Source organism: Acinetobacter sp. WC-141, assembly GCF_000313935.1.
GTDB lineage: Bacteria > Pseudomonadota > Gammaproteobacteria > Pseudomonadales > Moraxellaceae > Acinetobacter.
Window position 1 is genome coordinate 61,759 of the sequence record NZ_AMSS01000050.1, and the last position, 20,181, is coordinate 81,939.

The 20,181-nt window shown below is 37.8% G+C and carries 19 protein-coding genes; 3 read left to right on the forward strand and 16 right to left on the reverse strand.

Annotation, left to right across the window (positions count from 1 at the left end; translation table 11 throughout):
* Positions 1–273: 273 nt before the first annotated feature.
* The 12 genes from ACINWC141_RS09940 to cadR all read right to left on the reverse strand — a co-directional run bounded on the left by ACINWC141_RS09940 (position 274) and on the right by cadR (position 10,224).
* The gene (locus ACINWC141_RS09940; RefSeq protein ID WP_000975797.1) at positions 274–1,404 is read right to left on the reverse strand and encodes a beta family protein; all 1,131 of its coding nucleotides are present in this window, start codon (positions 1,402–1,404) and stop codon (positions 274–276) included.
* 2 nt (positions 1,405–1,406) lie between these two features.
* The gene (locus ACINWC141_RS09945) at positions 1,407–2,630 is read right to left on the reverse strand and encodes an ImmA/IrrE family metallo-endopeptidase (protein WP_000394712.1); all 1,224 of its coding nucleotides are present in this window, start codon (positions 2,628–2,630) and stop codon (positions 1,407–1,409) included.
* Positions 2,620–2,892, reverse strand: a complete 273-nt coding sequence (locus ACINWC141_RS09950) for a type II toxin-antitoxin system HigB family toxin (RefSeq protein ID WP_000770669.1) — start codon at positions 2,890–2,892, stop codon at positions 2,620–2,622. The genes ACINWC141_RS09945 and ACINWC141_RS09950 overlap by 11 nt, the downstream gene beginning before the upstream one ends.
* Positions 2,893–3,299: 407 nt before the next feature.
* Positions 3,300–4,118 (reverse strand): hypothetical protein, encoded by an 819-nt coding sequence (locus ACINWC141_RS09955; RefSeq protein ID WP_000835372.1) that lies wholly within the window; start codon positions 4,116–4,118, stop codon positions 3,300–3,302.
* A gap of 293 nt (positions 4,119–4,411) precedes the next feature.
* The gene (locus ACINWC141_RS09960) at positions 4,412–5,479 is read right to left on the reverse strand and encodes an ArsO family NAD(P)H-dependent flavin-containing monooxygenase (protein WP_000080830.1); all 1,068 of its coding nucleotides are present in this window, start codon (positions 5,477–5,479) and stop codon (positions 4,412–4,414) included.
* A gap of 105 nt (positions 5,480–5,584) precedes the next feature.
* On the reverse strand, positions 5,585–6,538 hold the full coding sequence (gene trxB / locus ACINWC141_RS09965; RefSeq protein WP_001191833.1) for a thioredoxin-disulfide reductase: 954 nt from the start codon (positions 6,536–6,538) through the stop codon (positions 5,585–5,587).
* Positions 6,539–6,556: 18 nt separating this feature from the next.
* The gene (arsH, locus tag ACINWC141_RS09970) at positions 6,557–7,261 is read right to left on the reverse strand and encodes an arsenical resistance protein ArsH (protein ID WP_001052988.1); all 705 of its coding nucleotides are present in this window, start codon (positions 7,259–7,261) and stop codon (positions 6,557–6,559) included.
* A 4-nt stretch (positions 7,262–7,265) separates the two neighbouring features.
* On the reverse strand, positions 7,266–8,306 hold the full coding sequence (arsB, locus tag ACINWC141_RS09975) for an ACR3 family arsenite efflux transporter (protein ID WP_009390767.1): 1,041 nt from the start codon (positions 8,304–8,306) through the stop codon (positions 7,266–7,268).
* A 7-nt stretch (positions 8,307–8,313) separates the two neighbouring features.
* Positions 8,314–8,787 (reverse strand): arsenate reductase ArsC, encoded by a 474-nt coding sequence (locus ACINWC141_RS09980; protein WP_000670222.1) that lies wholly within the window; start codon positions 8,785–8,787, stop codon positions 8,314–8,316.
* Positions 8,788–8,793: 6 nt separating this feature from the next.
* Positions 8,794–9,117 (reverse strand): metalloregulator ArsR/SmtB family transcription factor, encoded by a 324-nt coding sequence (locus ACINWC141_RS09985; protein ID WP_000373081.1) that lies wholly within the window; start codon positions 9,115–9,117, stop codon positions 8,794–8,796.
* Positions 9,118–9,172: 55 nt separating this feature from the next.
* Positions 9,173–9,607 carry an arsenate reductase (glutaredoxin) gene (gene arsC / locus ACINWC141_RS09990; RefSeq protein WP_000213576.1) on the reverse strand — a complete coding sequence of 145 codons (435 nt, stop codon included), beginning with the start codon at positions 9,605–9,607 and terminating at the stop codon, positions 9,173–9,175.
* Positions 9,608–9,831: 224 nt separating this feature from the next.
* Positions 9,832–10,224 carry a Cd(II)/Pb(II)-responsive transcriptional regulator gene (gene cadR / locus ACINWC141_RS09995; RefSeq protein ID WP_009390747.1) on the reverse strand — a complete coding sequence of 131 codons (393 nt, stop codon included), beginning with the start codon at positions 10,222–10,224 and terminating at the stop codon, positions 9,832–9,834.
* Between the two features lie 76 nt (positions 10,225–10,300).
* On the opposite strand from cadR, the gene ACINWC141_RS10000 reads away from it, so the two are divergent.
* From ACINWC141_RS10000 to feoB, 3 genes are read left to right on the forward strand one after another with little or no spacing between them, the layout of a single operon-like run.
* The gene (locus tag ACINWC141_RS10000) at positions 10,301–11,605 is read left to right on the forward strand and encodes a cation diffusion facilitator family transporter (protein WP_009390718.1); all 1,305 of its coding nucleotides are present in this window, start codon (positions 10,301–10,303) and stop codon (positions 11,603–11,605) included.
* A gap of 11 nt (positions 11,606–11,616) precedes the next feature.
* The gene (locus tag ACINWC141_RS10005) at positions 11,617–11,877 is read left to right on the forward strand and encodes a FeoA family protein (RefSeq protein ID WP_009390681.1); all 261 of its coding nucleotides are present in this window, start codon (positions 11,617–11,619) and stop codon (positions 11,875–11,877) included.
* Positions 11,867–13,696, forward strand: coding sequence for a ferrous iron transporter B (feoB, locus tag ACINWC141_RS10010; RefSeq protein WP_001086232.1), 1,830 nt, complete (start codon positions 11,867–11,869; stop codon positions 13,694–13,696). Before ACINWC141_RS10005 ends, feoB begins: the two co-directional genes overlap by 11 nt.
* A 71-nt stretch (positions 13,697–13,767) precedes the next feature.
* Here the strand turns inward: feoB and ACINWC141_RS10015 are convergent, their stop codons facing one another.
* The 4 genes from ACINWC141_RS10015 to ACINWC141_RS10030 are packed head-to-tail and all read right to left on the reverse strand — an operon-like array spanning position 13,768 to position 20,122.
* The gene (locus tag ACINWC141_RS10015) at positions 13,768–14,130 is read right to left on the reverse strand and encodes a copper-binding protein (protein WP_000911303.1); all 363 of its coding nucleotides are present in this window, start codon (positions 14,128–14,130) and stop codon (positions 13,768–13,770) included.
* A gap of 33 nt (positions 14,131–14,163) precedes the next feature.
* Positions 14,164–17,310 carry an efflux RND transporter permease subunit gene (locus tag ACINWC141_RS10020; protein ID WP_000561732.1) on the reverse strand — a complete coding sequence of 1,049 codons (3,147 nt, stop codon included), beginning with the start codon at positions 17,308–17,310 and terminating at the stop codon, positions 14,164–14,166.
* Between the two features lie 14 nt (positions 17,311–17,324).
* Complete coding sequence (locus ACINWC141_RS10025) at positions 17,325–18,815, reverse strand: efflux RND transporter periplasmic adaptor subunit (protein WP_000945693.1); 1,491 nt, start codon at positions 18,813–18,815, stop codon at positions 17,325–17,327.
* Entirely contained in the window at positions 18,815–20,122 is a 1,308-nt protein-coding gene (locus ACINWC141_RS10030) for a TolC family protein (protein WP_009390886.1), read from the reverse strand. The genes ACINWC141_RS10025 and ACINWC141_RS10030 overlap by 1 nt, the downstream gene beginning before the upstream one ends.
* Between the last annotated feature and the right edge of the window lie 59 nt (positions 20,123–20,181).

The window sequence follows — 20,181 nt, forward strand, 5'->3', positions numbered from 1 at the left end:
CCTGTCGATTCAAGCATAAACCTCGTATAATGCTGCCCTTTCATTAATTTAGCGACTTTTGGGCTATTGGTTATGCAATCACTTCAATCGTTACAACCTCGTATTTCTGTCGCACCCATGATGGATAGGATCAACTAAAATAAAATATCATTTATTATTAAAAACTTAGAAACAAAAATAAAATTTATGGTGTAAATTTAGTGTAAAAATTTAATTACTGAAAAATAATTTAAAAATCCAGCCCATTTATGAATGGCTGGATTTTTATTTGATCTATTTTTGATAAGCTAGCTCAAAAGATCCTATTTCCTCTAAGACATACCGAATGTGGTGGCTCGTATCAATTGCAACCCATTGCGTAGGATTTCCTATAAAATTATTAATACCGTGCGCACATTCAAAGATTTTATTGTCTCCCCAACTAAAGCTTACATCTTCATAATAGATAGAATTAATTAATCTCATTGCTAGCTGCTTTCTATGCCCGTGACTTCCACCATCTCTAGAAAATGGATGGCCTCTTACGACATAGTAATTTTTATCTATAGTGTAGATAATTTTTCCATTCGTATGTTGATTAATAATCTGCTTTTCTGGAGCTGGATGTCTTGCTCCATGATCTGCAAACTTCAATTTAACATTAGGGAACATGTTTCTTAAAGTCTGCCATACAACCATTTCTTTTCGAAGTACTGGACCATCCGTATCATGATCTTCAATGGCTTCTGCAACGCTTGAAGGATATGAAGCTCCACTGATAGAAATGTATTTAAAATCATATTCAGTTAATACTTCTAAAAAGTCTCTAGACTTGCTTAGCATCTGTTCAATTGTTATACGATTGACACTTACATCCCCAAAATCTAATAATATAGAACAATTATTTTCTGCTAATTTTAAATCAGAAATAATTGATTCTAGTTGTTCTTTGAAAAAATCAGGTTCATCAATATCATACATTGCCTCACCATCTAATCTAATACAAAAATAAGGAGCCTCTGGATAATTTAAATTTTTCATTGTTTGATGATAAAGACTGCTCATTTGATCAAACCAACGGTCATAACCAATTACAGGAACTACCTTTACTCCTAATGCAAACAATTTGTTATACGTATAGGTTAAGAAATGCTCACCATTCTCCAATAAAGCTTCAGATGGTTTCCAAAAATAACCATCCACTAAAGCAATATTTCCACTCCATAATTTCCCTATTTTCTCGCAACGGCTATTAATATCAACAAGTCTTGAAACCCCTTCTTTATAAATATTAGGCATTTCAAATAAAGGGTGGAAAGTTGGCTGTATTTGATATTCTAACTGCTCAGACCTAATAGGTTTTATCGCATCAAATTCACCTTGCTTCGCTTTCATGATTGGGACATATTCTGGAATTTTCATCATCTCTACTCCTCAACACTTAATAAATGAGAATTGGTTAATAATGCCTTGACCTGATATTGACCAACCAAGTCTGAAAATAAGGTGTAATTTCCCAACTCTTTTCGAATACGCCCTGCAATGATTGCTGGATGAACTCTCAACTCTTTAGCCAACTTTTCAATAGATTCTTTACTTGGTGAGATAAATGCCTCTGTACGTCTCAAAACTCCTCTTGGTATAAATGCCTCTCTTGCCAATCGATTTGCTTCAGCCTCCCTCCGATCCTCCATACTTGATGAATCTAAATCATCGAGAAATGCTTCTGTTTCATCAACATGCTTCCAAATATGTGCGCATTCATGTAGTAACGTAAACCAAAAATTATCCAATCGGTCATATCGTAAACTTAGCCCAATAATAGGAGTGCCGTCACTGTCCTTCAATGCCGCTCCATCAAGATGCGTACCTTTAAGATGAGGCTCAATGACTACAGCAATTCCATGTTTTTCTAAGTATTCAATTGCTAATATTGGCCCATGCTCAAACCAGCTTAATTGAGCTAACTCTCTTAAAAAATTACTATTTATTAAATTAGGGTCATATTTTCCTAGACTATCTTTCTTATCTCTAGCTTGGAGAATGACTCTAGCTAGCCACGCATACAGTGCATACATCGTATTAGGTGTTTGGGCATCACCAGACAACTTTCGTTTAAAAGAAGCTGAGCCGATTTGTAACCCTGATTGAGCAATATATTTTTGGATAATACTCTCAGTTGATGCTGCCGTATCAGCAAGAAATGTTTTTAACCACCCCCTATTTTTCATCTCTTTAACAGGAAATTTAGACCAATCAATATTATTTTTATCTAATGTATTCTTTGAATTTGATAAACCAATTAATGTCTCTACCGACAGTCCCAACCCTACAGATAATGCTCGGATCATATCTACGGTTAAAGCTCTTTTTCGATTAAGAACTTCAGAAACTCTACTAGTAGTACCAAAATATGGGGCCAAATCAGCTTGTTTTAACCCTTTCTCATGCATCCTAAATAGAATTGCATCAATAGGATCAGGCGCCTCTATCGGATATTGTTTATTTTCATAATCTTCTATTAAAACCGATAATAATTCCAACCGATCACTCTCAGGACTTCCTATAGCCGGATTTAGCATAATTAAAGAATGCACTTCGTCAAGATAAGCTTGATACTGCTCTCTTGTACGAATAACTTTAAATTCCATTGTTAGCACCTTTAATGTTTACAGCTTTAATAATCGCTATTCTTTGAGAAAACGCGATTTGTAGACAAATAACCCATTTAGAGTTATGTATCGAAAATTCGAAACATTGATTTTCCAAAATAGATACTTTTGGAAATTGTTTCAGAATATCTTCCGCGCCCCGCCAATGAGCATCACGTATTTCAGAGATCCAACTTATGAGCCATTTTTTAGCAAACTCACACTCAATCACTGTTATTTTTTCAAGACCTAAAAGCTTCATTTAAAAATATTCCCAATTTGGGAATAAATTACACCATTTCAAAATACAACTCAATTCCCATTTTGGTAATTATCATAAACTAATTATTGAGAACTACTTTAATTGCTTAAATATTTATCAGTGATATGGTCTTTGTTAGATTTTTTTGAAATAAAAGAATAAATTTAATTAAATAAATCAATATTTAAAGTTTGATATGTTAGATATTGAATTGACATAAGCTGCCCATAATTCCTTCATTCAAAACCTAATTTAGTCACGGTCTTTCTAACAGAATTACAGTCTGACTAACCTCTAATGATCTTAAATAATAAATAACAGTAAAAATACTTTCTGTTATAGGGATAGGTAGTCTATAGATTGTTTTATGTATGTGGACAAATCCAGACTTGTCCACATATTTAAAATTAGGAGTCACTACCTATGCGTTTGCGCTCACGACTTCTAAAATTTTTCACATATAGGCCATCAATCATTTCTTTTGGCTCTAAAGCTAAGGCGCAATTCGCTAAGGTAGCAATTGTATTATCTGTTAACTTAAAGTCATTAGGTAAGAAACCATATTCTTTCTGACGATTACATTCAATAGCTTCAAATAAAGCTCTAAAATAATCAACTAAGGAAGCTCTCTCACCTATTGTTGCCACTTCAGTAATAGAATCAATAGCAATAGGTACGGCCATTCTTGCATCTTCAGCGATAACTTTCATTACATCATCTAACCGAGGCCAATATTTAAGATCAAACTGACCTTGGAGTTGCTTTAATTTATCTAGCAAAGATGTTCTAAAATACGGATTATTCTGAGATGCTTCACGAATTACATTACCAATGTGATAATGGGTATCTGTCATAAAGCCAGAAGTATTTATTAACTCGGATCTAGTTTCTAGGAGAGCTGCTAATTCATGAGCTTTAATAGAAATTTGCTGATTAATCTCATTCAATTTTTTCTGAGCAGCCCTAGACTTTATTACTTCCTCTGGACTATGCATTGAAGTAATTCCTACTAACAAATCTAAAAAATTTGTGAGGGCTTGATGATATTTCCCTAGTTTTGAATACAACTCACTATAAGCATGTTGTAACTCAACTTTACGCTCAAGTAACCTATCAATGATTATATTTTCACTAGGAAGTATCTTGGCTTGCGTATTAGTAGCTTTTTTATCTAATAGAATAGCTACACATACCTCTTGAGCTTTTATTTCATCTATAGACTTCATGATTTCATCTCTGTAATTGGTTCTGCTTACAGTGTAATTAGCTCAATTAAATCTGTCGGTATCTGAGTAATAATAACTTTTATAGTACTCAGATACCTCCTTTCTCATGAAAGAGTATATAAACAGTAGACTAGTTTTATTGGGAATTATATTAAGCAACTAGAGTCTAGTTAAAATTTTCCAGTTATTGATCACTTACTAAATTAGAACCAATACCACCAAAAAAACATAAGTGTTTGATATAAAAATATATAAACCTTCTATAGCCTCAGCCATCCTTTATTTAAGAATTTTTAATCTATAGCTAAGTAAACAGCTATTTCATCGACTACTGCTTTGGCTGTTCTAGAAACTCCGATTAATGTTGCCGATGCCATGCCTGTCCATTCACCATAACCAACTAGCCAAAGATTGTTTATTTTTATTGAACGTCCATCATTGACAGCAACAGTCTGATTAGGTTCTATCACTCTAAGACTCCTTAAGTGATTTAGGGAAGCTTTGAAACCTGTACACCAAATCACAGCATCGACCAATTGTGTTGAACCATCCTCCCAAACAACCGAATGTTCTTTAAATGCTTTAAAGGGTTCTCTGCTATGTAATACCCCACGTTCACGTGCATCTTTGACACTGTCAATCATGACAATATCCCCTAGACCACCAATGGGTTGATCAACTATTCGTCCCTCCTGTTGTGCCTTCAAACGTTCTGTTGCTCGAAGGAATAAAACACGCCCATCAACATCATCCGATAAAAATTGAGGAGGAGTTACTGTGATCCAAATAGTGTCTGCAACTTCTGAGACTTCAGCAAGAATTTGAGCACCAGAGTTACCTCCTCCTATCACTAGAACCTTTTTATTAATAAAAGGTTCTGGATTAACATAATGTGCTGAATGGGTTTGTATTCCTTTAAATCTTTCTAATCCTTCGTAATGTGGAATATAAGGCTGACTCCATGTACCTGTAGCACTGACAACCGCCTTTGCTCGCCAATATTTATCACCCGCATATACATCTAAGCAGTCATTTTTTTTCTCAATATGATCAACATGTATAGGTCGAATGACAGGAAATTGATAGCGTTGTTCGTATGCAGATAAGTATTGAATCACCTCATTCCGCGTTGGATAAGTTTGTTCAGTTTTTGGCATCATCCAGCCCGACAACGAACTCCAAGTATTTGGAGAAAAAAGACGTAAAGACTCCCAAGCATGTAACCATGCACCACCTGCCTGATTTTGGTCATCTAAAATCACAAATGGAATTTTCTTACGTTTTAAAAAATAAGCTGTAGCAAGAGCTGCTTGTCCACCACCAATAATGACTACATCTACTTCAGCTTGTAATTGAGACAAAGTATCGCTCCCCCCTTCTTTATTGTCATAAACAAAATCAAAAGCCCAATCTGTTAAACAGACTGGGCTTATTTCTTAAAATTTTCAAGTGATTGAATTAGCTTTTCAATCGTTCAATTGATCTAGATATTTTTCAGCATCTAGAGCAGCCATACAGCCTGATCCAGCAGAAGTAATCGCTTGGCGATAAATGCTGTCAGCGACGTCACCAGCAGCAAAAACACCAGCTACAGAGGTTGCTGTTGCATTACCAGAAGTACCGCTTTGTACTTGGATATAGCCATCACGTAAGTTTAATTGACCATCAAACATACCAGTATTTGGTTTGTAGCCAATTGCAACGAATAGACCATGAACCTCTACGTCTTGCTTAGATTCATCTTGAGTTGATTTAAGGCGAACACTTGTTACACCAGTATTGTCACCCAATACTTCTTCAACTTCGTGATTCCAGATAATGCTGATTTTGCCTTCTTTTTCTTTGACAAATAAATGATCTTGCAAAATCTTTTCAGAACGTAAGCTATCACGGCGGTGTACTAGCGTTACATGTGAAGCAATATTTGATAAATAAAGTGCTTCTTCAACAGCAGTGTTACCACCACCTACAACCATTACTTTTTGGTTTTTGTAGAAGAAACCATCACATGTTGCACATGCGCTTACGCCTTGTCCCATAAAGTTTTGTTCAGACTCTAGGCCAAGATATTGAGCTGTAGCACCAGTTGCAATAATCAAAGCATCACATGTGTACTCTTCCATATCACCTTTAAGAACGAAAGGACGTACATTTAAGTCCACTTCGTTAATATGGTCATAGACGAGTTCTGTACCAAAGCGTTCAGCATGTGCTTGCATACGATCCATTAATGCAGGACCTGTTAAACCTTCAGGATCGCCCGGCCAGTTGTCAACTTCGGTTGTTGTTGTAAGTTGGCCGCCAAGCTGTAAACCTGCAATTAAAGTAGGTTTAAGGTTTGCACGCGCTGCATATACTGCTGCACTATAGCCCGCAGGGCCAGAACCGAGAATTATCAGACGTGAATGTCTACTTTGCATTTAGTTCTCTCCAATGTATTACAGACTACGCTGGTTAACACGTTTAGATAATTCTTCAGCAGATTCTTTACGCTCAGAATATCGATCAGTTAGATACAGGCTTTGTCCACGCGTAAGTAATGTAAACTTATAGAGTTCTTCCATCACATCTACTATACGATCGTAATAAGAAGATGCTTTCATACGTCCATCTTCTTCAAACTCTAAAAAGGCTTTAGGAATTGAAGATTGATTCGGGATTGTAATCATCCGCATCCAGCGCCCCAAAATACGCATCTGGTTAACGCTATTAAAAGATTGTGAACCACCACTAACTTGCATAAGTGCTAAAGTTTTACCTTGCGTCGCACGTATTGCACCACCAGCCAAAGGAATCCAGTCGATTTGGGATTTAAAAATAGAACTCATAGAACCATGACGCTCAGGTGAACACCAAACCATACCCTCTGACCAAGCCAAAAGTTCATGCAATTCTTTTACTTTTGGATGTTCAGTATCGGCATCTTCTGGCAAAGGCAATCCTTTCGGATGAAAAATTTTCACCTCAGCACCAAACTCCTCCAAGATTCGTCCTGCTTCCATCACCGCTAAACGACTATAAGAACGTTCACGATTCGAGCCATACAACAATAAGATGCGTGGTGCATGATCCAGTGCTTTAGCTTGAACTTTCTCTAAAGTAGGTCGATCAAGAAGATTCATATCAACATTTGGGAGATTCATAGATTTACACCGATTCAAAATACTTTTTTCTTAGCCATAAAGAGACACTGACCAAAGCAATCAAAACTGGTACTTCAACTAATGGCCCAATGACTGTAGTAAATGCCACAGGCGATGCTAAACCAAAGGTTGCAATGGCTACAGCCAGTGCTAACTCAAAATTATTACCCGTAGCAGTAAATGAAATTGCTGTAGTTTTTGGGTAGTCATTACCCATCCACTTACTCATAAAGAAACTAATGAAGAACATTACGATAAAGTAAATTGTTAATGGAATCGCAATTCGAATTACATCCAAAGGCAGACTCACTACATCTCCACCTTTGAGACTAAACATAGCAACAATAGTAAACAGTAATGCCAATAGACTTAATGGACTGATCTTCGGTAAAAAGACATTTTGGTACCACTCTAAGCCTTTGGCGTTGACTAAGATCAAACGGGTCAAGAAACCAAGAAAAAAAGGAATACCCAAGTAAATCAATACCGCGTGGGTAATCGTCCAAAAATCCACATTGATTACTTGCCCAGCAATACCAAAATAAGGTGGTAAGAAGGTAAGAAATAACCAAGCATAAGTACTAAAGAACAAAATCTGAAAGATACTATTGAATGCAACCAATGCTGCTACATATTGGTTATCGCCGCAGGCTAAACCATTCCAAACTAAAACCATTGCAATACAACGAGCTAATCCGATCAGGATTAGTCCAGTCATATACTCTGGATAGCTATGCAAAAAAATAATTGCTAATGCAAACATTAATACAGGAGCAATAATCCAGTTCTGTACTAAAGACAAAGTTAATGTTCTTTTGTCTTTAAATACTTGTGGTAGAGCTGCATAGTCCACTTTGGCTAACGGTGGATACATCATCAGAATCAAACCAATCGCAATTGGAATATTGACAGAATCCACACTCATTTTGTCTAAAGTAACAGAAGCTTGAGGTAAGAAGACACCTATCGCAATCCCCACCCCCATCGCAATGAAAATCCATAGCGTAAGGTTACGATCTAAAAATGACAGTCTTTGTTGAGCCATGATTTTCTCATTCAATATCTGATATGTGATTGATTGCAGCAATTAATTCAGGACGAGACATATTTGCTGTATCAAGTGCAAATAAAGCATCTAAACGACGGTTGATATGGTCTACTGTCACTAGGAAAGCTTTTAATTTTTCCTCTTTAGGCAAGTCTAAATGTGATGGATCAGCCAAGCCCCAATGTGCCTTGATCGCTCCCCCTAAATAAAGAGGACAAGCTTCTTGAGCTGCTGAATCACACACAGTAATCACTACATCAGGTTTATATTGCTCACAGTCATCAATGGTTTTACTCCATAAACCTTCTGTTGAAAGACCAAGGTTTTCCAAAGTTTCAATAGTCAATGGATGCACCTGTCCTGATGGCTTACTACCTGCACTGTATGCTTTCCAGTCATGAGGAGCACGACTGTTAAAAAGCACTTCAGACAAAATGCTACGACAACTATTTCCAGTACACAAAAACAGGAATTTCATAATCTATTACTCACAATAACTATTTATAGAAAGCGTGTTGGTATTGCTTACAACTTGACTAGATGATGTTTTTTTTAAAGTATCTAGAATTTCAAAACACCATGCTGGAAGTTGTTGATTAATGCTGTAGTACACCCATTGGCTTTGTCGTCTGTCTTGTAAGAGACCAGAAGAGCGTAATAAAGCTAAATGCCTAGAAATCTTTGGTTGACTCAGTTGTAGCTTTTCTGTCAGATCACAAACACAGAGTTCATTATTCTCAGCAATTAAAGTGACAATATTGAGACGGGTTTCATCTGATAAGCATTTAAAAAAATTAACTTGATCCATCTTTGCTACCTATAAAATTGGATATGCAGATAATCACATACAAGAACTAAATTTTTTAATTTACTCTCTGACCATTTTCGTCGATCACTTGTTCACCATCTTCTTTAGTGAAAGCACCTTTTTGTGGTAATGGCAGAATATCTAAGACAGCTTCTGAAGGACGACTTAAGCGAGTACCTAATTCAGTAACAACAAATGGTCGATTAATCAAAATAGGATGTTCAAGCATAAAACTGAGTAGTTGTTCATCACTCAAATCACTACGATCAAGCTGTAAATCCCGATAAGGATCTACATTCTGACGAATAGCCTCTCTTACTGTTAAGTTTGCATCCTGAATCAATTTAACTAATTCGTCATGACTAGGTGGTGTAATGAGATATTCAATAACGGTTGGTTCAATTCCTGTATTGCGAATCAAAGCCAAAGTATTCCGAGAGGTGCCACAAGCAGGATTGTGATAAATCTTTACATCTAATGAAGTTGTCATGAAACTGGGACCTTTAATATATTAATATCTTTATATACGAATTAGCATATATATGCAACTTCATATATGATGGTCTGCAAAATACAATCCATTAAATAAGCTAGTTAAATTTGAAAAACTGCTGTAAACAATTCATTTTAGATTAATAATTTAGCAATAATATTAAATAAGCTAATATACGTATCAGTAAGTTTGAGAAACAAATGTGATCACTAACTTTTTATTCAGGCTAACTTCTTCAATACACCACATTTGTCCACTGTACATAACCCATCACAAGTCTTTCTTATTTCTAATAGCTGCTGTATGAGTTTCTGCTGATTCCGAATATTTTCCTTAACATCGTTAATATGTGAATCGATAAGCTCATTCACATCAGAACAATTTAGATTAGGCAGATCCTTATAATTTAGTAATTTTTTAATTTCAGTTAAGTTCATATTCAAAGAACGGCAATTCACAATAAATTTCAACCGATCAATGTAATCTTCAGTATATAGTCTATAGTTACCTTGAGTTCGATCAGGTTTCGGGATTAAACCTTCTTTTTCATAAAACCGTATTGTCAGTACTGAGCACGACGTTTTTTCAGAGAGCTCGCCTATCTTCATAAACATTATGAAATACTCAAAATCCAACTTGACTCTATAGTAGCTATAGAGATTTTAATATGCAATAAGTAAAGATATGACTATGGGCACATCAATGAGTGGTTGCGGTTGTAATAAAGAAAGTTCTTGTGAAGACACTAATCAAAATGAATCAGAAACAAATTCTGGTAACAATAAAGATTTAACTACTGAAGAAAGTAAAAGCTCTTGTTTTGGTAATGAAGAAGTACCTAAACAATCTAAAACAGATGAAAAAGATTCTTGTGCTAGTACTCAGCCATGTTCTACGCAGTCAAACTCATGTTGTGGCCCAAATTCGATAAGTTCATCTGAGACAGTTAGTGATAATGAGGGTGTGGCGACTTTCATCAGTAACTATAACATCCCTAAAATGGATTGTTCCGCAGAGGAACAAATGGTTCGGATGACTTTATCTTCTTTGGTAAATGTTAAGAGGCTAGTTTTTGATTTGCCGAATCGAAACCTAAAAGTTATACATAATGGTGAAAGTAATGAAATCACTGCAAGACTTGAAGCTCTTGGGTTTGGAGCAAAATTAAATAAAACTGAAGCCGATGTAAATAAAGAGCATGCAAAAGAAGTCAGTACGTTTCTGATTCCGAAAATGGATTGCTCTGCTGAGGAGCAAATGGTTCGAATGGCACTATCTTCAGTGAATGAAGTCAAAGGTCTGACATTTGATTTACCTAATAGGAAATTAAAAGTTTTTCATAATGATGGTCTTAATGAAATTACTAGCAAACTTGAGGCCCTTGGTTTTGGTGCCAAACTAGAAAGTACTGTTACATCTGTCGGTGAAATTCCGGAAAAAGCAGATACATCTGAACAAGCAAAAGTTTTAAAAATTCTTTTAGCAATTAATCTCTTACTGTTCATGATCGAATTTATCAGTGGTTTAGTTGCTGCTTCTACAGGCTTGATTGCCGACTCATTGGATATGCTTGCTGATGCCACAGTGTTTGGAATAGCACTGTTTGTTGTTGGTAAAAGTGTAAAAAAACAATTAAAAGCAGCGCATCTTTCAGGCTGGTTACAGTTAATTCTCGCTACTTCTGTAATTGTAGATGTTGTGCGTCGGTTCATTTATGGTAGTGAGCCAGAGTCTTTCTTGATGATTGGAATTGCTGCTTTAGCGCTAATTGCCAATTTTTATTGTATATACCTAATGTCTCATCAAAAAAATGATGGTGCACACATGAAGGCTAGTTGGGTCTTTTTATCCAATGATATCATAGTCAATCTAGGTGTAATTTTTGCTGGCTTCCTTGTTGCGTTGACAGGTTCCGCATATCCAGATCTTGTTATAGGAATAATTGTTTCACTTTTCGTACTTAACGGTGCTCGAAAAATTTTGGCATTGAAATAAGGGTCGTAAAAATGAATTTATTCCAAGGTAAACCAAATCAATTTGTCAAAATTGTTGACCTAAAAAAAGGTAACCAATATTTAGATAAAAATGATCCAGTTCTAGAACGACTTGAATTGTTAGGTTTCAGAATTGGTGAAACTTTACAAGTTCTAGCTAAGGGACTTTTCGGTGGTGATCCAGTATTGGTTCAAATTGAAACTTCTCGATTTGCGTTAAGAAAGAATGAAGCTGAACGAATTTTTGTAGAGATTGTTTCAAATGAACAGTAAAAATATTGCACTTATTGGTAACCCAAATTGTGGGAAAACATCTCTCTTTAATACTTTAACAGGCACTCGTCAAAAAGTAGCTAATTATGCTGGTGTTACTGTTGAGCGGAAAGAAGGTTTCTTTAAACTACCTTCTGGTGAATCAGTTCGAGTTTTAGATTTGCCCGGCACATACAGCTTAAAGCCTACGAGTCTAGATGAAGAGGTAACAAGGGCTGTATGCTTAGGTGAGCTTGAGGGTGAGGTTCTACCTGATATATATGTATGTGTGGTTGATGCCACTAATTTACATTTACATTTAAGTCTTGTGCTTGAAATAAGGGCATTGAATCGACCAATGCTTCTTGTTTTAAATATGATGGATGAGGTCAAAAAGCGTGGTATTTCGATAGATATTAATAAGCTATCAGAATTGTTGGGTATCCCTGTTATTGAGGCTGTTGCCGTTAAAACTAAAGGCGTGCAAGAACTACTAAATCAATTAGATCAAAAAAATCTATTTGTCACTCCTTATCATTCTGATCTGAATCATTTTGATCAGATTAAAAATATTACTAAACAGGTAATTTTAAAAAATGATAACGGTGATGCAAGAACAGCTTTCTTGGATAAAATTTTCTTACATCCTGTACTTGGTTTAGTCATCCTAACGCTTACCATGTTTGTCATGTTCCAAGCCGTTTTTATCTGGGCACAACCTTTTATCTCATTAATTGAAAATGCAATTGCTTGGTTAGGAGATACAATTGGCCCGCTTATTACTCATCCATTACTTAGAAGTCTTATTGTTGATGGGGTAATCGCTGGATCGGGTAGTGTTTTGGCTTATATGCCGCAGATCCTTATCTTATTCTTCTTTATTTTAATTTTAGAAGAATCAGGTTATTTGCCACGAGCAGCATTCCTTTTGGATAAATTAATGTCCAAAGCTGGTTTAAGTGGACGTTCCTTTATTCCACTATTATCTAGTTTTGCCTGTGCTATTCCTGGTGTCATGGCAACACGAAGCATTAGTTCGGAAAGAGATCGTTTAGCAACCATTATGATTGCGCCATTAATGACTTGTTCTGCAAGATTACCTGTTTATGCTTTGCTAATTGCGGCATTCATTCCAAACAAATTAGTTTATGGTTGGTTGAGCCTACAAGGTTTAGTTCTTTTTGGACTATATATGGCTGGAATTGTTTCAGCATTATGTGTTTCTTTATTTTTGAAACTAGTTAGAAAAGATAAAACAGAAAGTATTTTTATCTTTGAGTTGCCTACTTATCGATTGCCAGATATTCGAAACGTTGCATTAGGACTTTATGATCGAGCTACGATCTTTCTAAAAAGAGTTGGTGGTATTATCGTAGCATTATCTATATTGCTTTGGGTGTTGGTTACGTTCCCTCAACCACCTGAGCATGCCACGATGCCTGCTATCAACTATAGTTTAGCTGGACAACTTGGACACATTATTCAGCCTATATTTGCACCTATTGGCTTTACTTGGGAAATCTGTATCGCATTAATTCCTGCTATGGCTGCAAGGGAAGTTGTCATTGCTGCTTTAGGTGTAATTTATGCTATGTCTGGAGATGAAGATACTGTAACTCAAACATTGTTGAGTCAAATCTCTGGTCCTGATGGTTGGGGGCTAGCTACAGGGATGTCATTATTAGTTTGGTACATTTTCGCACCACATTGTCTTGCAACATTAGCGACCATTCGTCGTGAAACTAGTAGCTGGAAACAGCCTGTTATTATGGCGACTTACTTATTTGGGCTTGCGTATTTCTTTGCCTTCATTACATATCAGCTTATTAGTAGACTTTAATCAAAATAAGAATATTTCATAAAGAAAAATGGATGCCTTCGCATCCATTTTTCTTTTAAGTATCAAACTGATTATGAGCTTTTTTTCACAGCAACAATAATCTGACTCTCACCCTCTATTTTTAATTCGAAGTCAACCTTTTCCCCTACAGTTAAACCATTCAATAATGCTGGATCTGCAACTTTAAAGCCCATGGTCATTGCAGGCCATTTAATTGCAGGAATTGCTTCATGGTCGAGTGTTAGAATATTTTCTTTCGTATCAATAGCAGTAATCACACCAACAGCTTGAGCTGTTGCAACTGTAGATGACTCTTTACTCATCTGCTCCATCGGTGCTTCCGATTTCTTTTGCTCTGATGCCTCATTTTTGCTACATGCACTTAACGCAGCAACAGTTGCAACAAGAGCCACAATTTTCATAAATTTCAACATAATAAAACCTCTTTTGACGAAATAATAAAACTATCAATTCTTTGATAGTTTTCTTTTGATTAAAAGCTGATATGCCGCAGGGATAACAAACATAGATAAGAGAGGGGCTGAAATCATGCCCCCAACCATAGGTAAAGCAATACGACTCATTAATTCAGAACCTGTTCCAGTCCCCAACAGAATAGGGATTAACCCCGCCAAAATGACAGCGACTGTCATTGCTTTAGGGCGAACACGTAGCACGGCCCCTGTATGAATTGCCTCATTGAGTTGTTGCTCTGTTAAGGATGCCGTTGAAGAAGATAGGCTTTGCTGTGCATGCTCAATTGCTTGCTTTAAATAGAACAACATGACTACACCAAACTCTGCGGCAACACCAGCAAGTGCAATAAAACCAACAGCAATCGCAACCGAAAAGTGATAATCACTCAAGTACATAGCCCAAATACCACCAATCAAGGCAAAAGGTAGTGTTGCCATAATCAGAACAGCATCTTGTACTTGCCTAAAAATCAAATAGAGCAATAGAAAAATGATCATCAAAGTAATTGGAATAACAACTTTTAAGCGAGCATTCGCACGCTCCATGAACTCAAACTGTCCTGAATAGCTAATGCTCATGGCAGAAGAACGTTTTACTTTTTGGTCTATGGCCTGCTTCAAATCTTGTACAACCGAAGCTAAGTCACGTCCTTGTACATCGACATAGACCCAACCACTTGGACGGGCATTCTCACTTTTAAGCATTGGCGGCCCATCTGTAATTTGAATATTCGCAACACTACTCAAGACTATTTGTTGACCAGATTCAGTTAGAATCGGTAAATTTCTTAAGGCTTCCAGTGAATCTCGAATCTCTCGTGGGTAACGTACATTAATGGGATACCGTGCCAAGCCTTCAACAGTTTCACCAATATTTTCCCCGCCAATCGCTGATGAGACGATTTGCTGTACATCTTTAATATTGAGACCATATCGCGCAGCCTGCATACGGTTAATATCAACATCAACATATCGACCACCTGTGAGCCGTTCAGCTAAAGCTGAACTAACACCGGGCATCTGTTTAGCCACTTGTTCAATTTGCTGTGCTACCCGATCAATATCTTGCAGATCATTTGCTGAAACCTTAATCCCGATTGGACTTTTCACCCCAGTTGCCAACATATCAATCCGGTTACGGATAGGTGGCACCCAAATGTTTGTTAAACCCGGTACTTGGACTGCCTTATCTAGTTCTTTTATCAATTTGTCAGGTGTCATACCTGAACGCCATTCAGACCGTGGTTTGAACTGAATCGTGGTTTCAAACATTTCTAATGGTGCAGAATCTGTGGCTGACTCAGCGCGACCAGCTTTACCGAATACTGTTGCAACTTCAGGAACGGTTTTAATCATTCGATCAGTCTGTTGGAGTAGCTCAGAAGCTTTTGCTGCGGACAATCCCGGTAAAGCTGAAGGCATATACAGTAAATCACCTTCATCCATATTGGGTAGAAACTCCCCACCTAACCGTGTTAAAGGGAAAAGACTAATAAGGAAAATTAGCAATGCACCAAGTAAAATTGTCTTTGGATGAGCTAAAACCTTATCCAACATAGGGCTGTATATTTTGATCAGAAAACGGTTCAGTGGATTACGCTGTTCAGAAGGTAATTTCCCTCGAATCCAATAACCCATTAAAACGGGAATCAAGGTAATGGATAAACCTGCTGCTGCTGCCATTGCATAGGTTTTAGTAAATGCCAGTGGTGAGAACAAGCGACCTTCTTGTGCCTGTAAAGTAAAAATAGGAATGAAGGATAAGGTAATGATGAGTAGACAGAAAAATAAAGTTGGCCCGACCTCACTGGCAGAACGTGTAATGATGTTCCAACGGACTTGTGCTTCCAAGACTTGCTCAGGATGTTCGTGTTGCCAAGTTTCGATATGCTTATGTGCATTTTCAACCATTACAATTGCGGCATCGACCATAGCGCCAATCGCGATAGCAATACCACCCAACGACATGATATTGGCATTTAGCCCTTGATAATGCATCACCAAGAAAGCAGATAAAATCCCAAGCGGCAAAGAAACAATAGCCACCATTGCTGAACGTAAATGCCAGAGGAAGAGTCCACAGACTAAAGCCACCACAATGAACTCTTCAATTAATTTATGGCTGAGATTTTCTACTGCTCTATCAATCAATTGACTGCGATCATATACAGGAACAACTTGTACACCTTTCGGTAGACTTTGTTGTAATTCAGCTAGCTTCGCTTTCACAGCAGTAATCGTTTCACGTGCATTTTTACCTGCTCGTAAAATCACGACACCCCCAACCGTTTCACCTTGCCCATTCAATTCACTGATGCCACGACGCATTTCTGGACCAAGTTGAATAGTTGCAACATCACCTAAAGAAACAGGAACACCGAAACTATTTGTTCGTAAAGGAATTTGGCGAAAATCATCTAAAGTTTTTAAATAACCAGAAGCCCGCACCATATATTCCGTTTCAGCCATTTCCAGAACTGAACCACCAGTTTCCTGATTAGCTTTTTGAATCGCCTCAATGACATTGTTTTGTGTGACACCTAAAGTAGCCATCTTGCTTGGGTCTAAGACAACCTGATATTGCTTAACCATTCCCCCAATTGTGGCAACTTCAGCCACGTTAGGTAATGTCTTCAGTTCATACTTTAAAAACCAGTCTTGTATGCTTCTCAGCTCCGAAAGATCATGCTGTCCTGTTGGGTCTACTAATGCATATTCATAAACCCAACCAACGCCAGTGGCATCTGGTCCCAATGAAGATTTCGCATTTGCAGGCATTTTCCCTTGAATTTGATTTAGATACTCCAATACACGAGAACGGGCCCAGTAAAGGTCAGTATGTTCATCAAAGATGACATAAACAAATGAGTCACCAAAAAAAGAATAACCGCGAACAGTTTTAACACCCGGTACCGATAACATGGTTGTTGTTAAAGGGTAGGTCACCTGATTTTCAACAATTTGTGGTGCCTGACCAGAAAAATTAGTTCGAATAATTACTTGTACATCAGACAAATCTGGTAATGCATCGACCGGAGTATTCTTTACGGCCCAAGTTCCCCAAGCAGCCAGAATTAAAGCGGCTAACAGGACAAATACACGATTCGCAATTGAAAAACGAATAACACGGGCAATCATAATCGTCCTCCCGTTTAGTTCTTCATAGATGTCATAGACATCTTGGAAATGTCAGAAATAACGTAAGTATCTCTAGCATGTGTAAATCTAAAACGGACCTGATCGCCTTGCTGAATTTGGGTAAATGGTTGCACTGGTTGTTTAAAGCTCATAGTCATAGCCCCCCAACCCAACTCAGGAATCGCCTGATGTGAAATGGTAATGTCTTGAGCTGTGACTTTTTCAACTTTACCAATGCCTTGATATATTGATGTCTTAACCACTTGGGATGAAGTCATCGATTGTCCAGTGTTCAGCTTATCCAATACACCTTGTAAATTTGCTTCAGAATCAATCAGGAATTGCCCTGAAATTACTACCTTCTGACCAGCTTTCAACCCTTGTAGAATTGCAATTTTATTGCCATCACTTTGACCTAACTGTACTACAACAGGTTCAAAACGCCCTTGCTCATGTCCCACAATGACAACGTTCCGAGTACCTGTACGTATAACAGCTTGCTCTGGTATAACTAAATTGCTTTGTGGGTTGTTGGAGAATTTAACAGAAGCAAACATTCCCGGCTTGAGCATTCCCTCTCTATTGGGCAACTCAATACGAACTTTTATGGTTCTACTCGTGCTATCCAAAGTTGGTAAAATATCAATAACTTTACCGGACACTATTTGAGGGTATGCAACAAAAGTAGCTTCAACTTTCATTCCCCGTTTTATCCCGGCAATTTGTGCTTCTGGAACAGATGCTTCTAACCAGATTGGGCTTATCCCCTTGATGGTGACAAGCGTTTGCCCCATAGCTAAAGCCATTCCATTGCGGACTTCTAACGAATCAATAAATCCACTCACAGGTGCACTTAAAGTCATATTGGATTGCACTCGATGTGTCCGCTCGACTTGATTAATCACATTTTGTGGGATTCCTAAAAGCTGTAAACGTTGTCGGCTTGCCTGAATAAGAGAACGATCTCCAGTTCGAAGTACAGCTAGAAATTCAGTTTGTTCTCCTGTCCATTCGGGTATTGAAATATCAGCTATGGGACTGCCTTGCGTCACCATATCCCCAACGGCATGTCCGTACACTCGTTGGACGAAACCACTTGCCCTTGTTTGTAAAATAGCTACCTGTCGTTCATTGGTCTGCAATATACCATTGGTTAACAAAGCATTTCCCATCACAGCTTGTTCGACTGAAGCATAACGGATTGCTAAATTTTGTTGGAGGGATGGATCAATCTTAACCGCAGGATAACTGTCTTCAGTCATCATAGTATTTTCATCTGCATATTTAGGAACCAGTTGCATGTCCATAAATGGCGATTTCCCCGGTTTATCAAAATGCTGTTCAGGTTTCATTGGGTCGTACCAATACAACACTTTGGCAGCCTGTTGCGGACCTGATTGAGGATTGTATTTCTGATGTGCAATCCAGTATCCAGCGCCACCACCCGCAGCCAGACTAATTACCGCAACGCCCATGACAGTAAGTGCTAATTTATTTCTTAACATTATGGCTGCCCCTCAACATGGTTTAAGGTCGGTTCTTCAAAGGCATAATAAAGTTGGGCTTTAGTCACAGCCTGTTGCTGTTGGAGATCAATGAGACGCAAACGCTGTTCTAAAAGAGCTTGTCGAGCAGCAATAACATTAGATAAATTACTTTTACCTGCTTGATAGCTTGCCAACTGTAAACCCACTTTTTGTTTAGCGAGTGGAATACTTGTTTGCATCGCACGTCTAATTTGCTGATCAAGTGCATCAAGATCGGATGACCCATCATCTAGCATAGTGAGATGGTCACGGTATTGGACTTCTTGATCGGCAGTAATCCTGTTTTGTTCGGCTAAAGCTGCCCGAATGAGTGGACTACTACGTCTTTTTGAAAACACAGGAAGCTCTGTTGTTAGTTGCACCCCGATCATATCGCCAAATTCGGGTGCTCGATGCTGATAAGCAAGTTCAATACCCCAATCTGGTTTCTGTAAAGCCTGAGCTTGCTTCAGTTTTGCTTCAGCAGTTTGCTTTTCTGCCTGAAATGCTTTTAATTCAGGATGTTGATGCAAATGATGATATAGCTTTGATCTATCAAGGTAGATAGATGGTGCTTGGTCAGGTAAGGTTTCAATTTGAGAGAGATTTTCAGTAGGTTCTGCACTGACTAACCGATGCAACTCCAACTTGGCTTTATTTAAATCACGAAGTAAATCATCCTTCTGGTCAAGCAATACCGTGGCTTCTTGTCTTGGATCAAGTGCATCGGCAATGATTGTACGACCAGAGATGACCTGTGTTTGAGTAATTTGAGAAAGTAATCGATTCTCTGAAAACAGTTCATCGTATAGTGCTAATTTACGTTCAAGATAAAAGCGCTTAAGCCAAGCAGATGCGACTTTCTGACGTAACTCAATACGCAGAATCTCAGTTTGAGCATTGGCCGAACCTAGTTCAGCTTTTGCTAAATCGACCTCAGCTTGTCTTTTGGCACGATTTGGAAAATCTTGCATCACGCCAATTTTTTGCATAGTCATACCTTCGCGTGTGACTGACCATGCGGCATCGCCGGATACAGGGTAATTATCTAAACCTACAAATAATTTAGGGTTGGGTAAAATACCTGAAGCTGAAACTACATTCTCGGCCCCTTCAATCTGGGCGCTATTTGCTCTTAGGGTAGGTGCATATTGCTCAGCGAGATTCAAAGCTGTATCCAAGGTCAGTGGCTGGGCATAAGCATGACCATAGGTCAAAGAGAAGCAAGCCACAGCAATTGACAATCCCCCCCATTTTCGAGACAGTTTTTCTTTATAAAAGTCCATATTTCTAGCTCTAAAAAGATGTACACGCGCGCGTGCAGAACATCCATAGAAAACTCTAT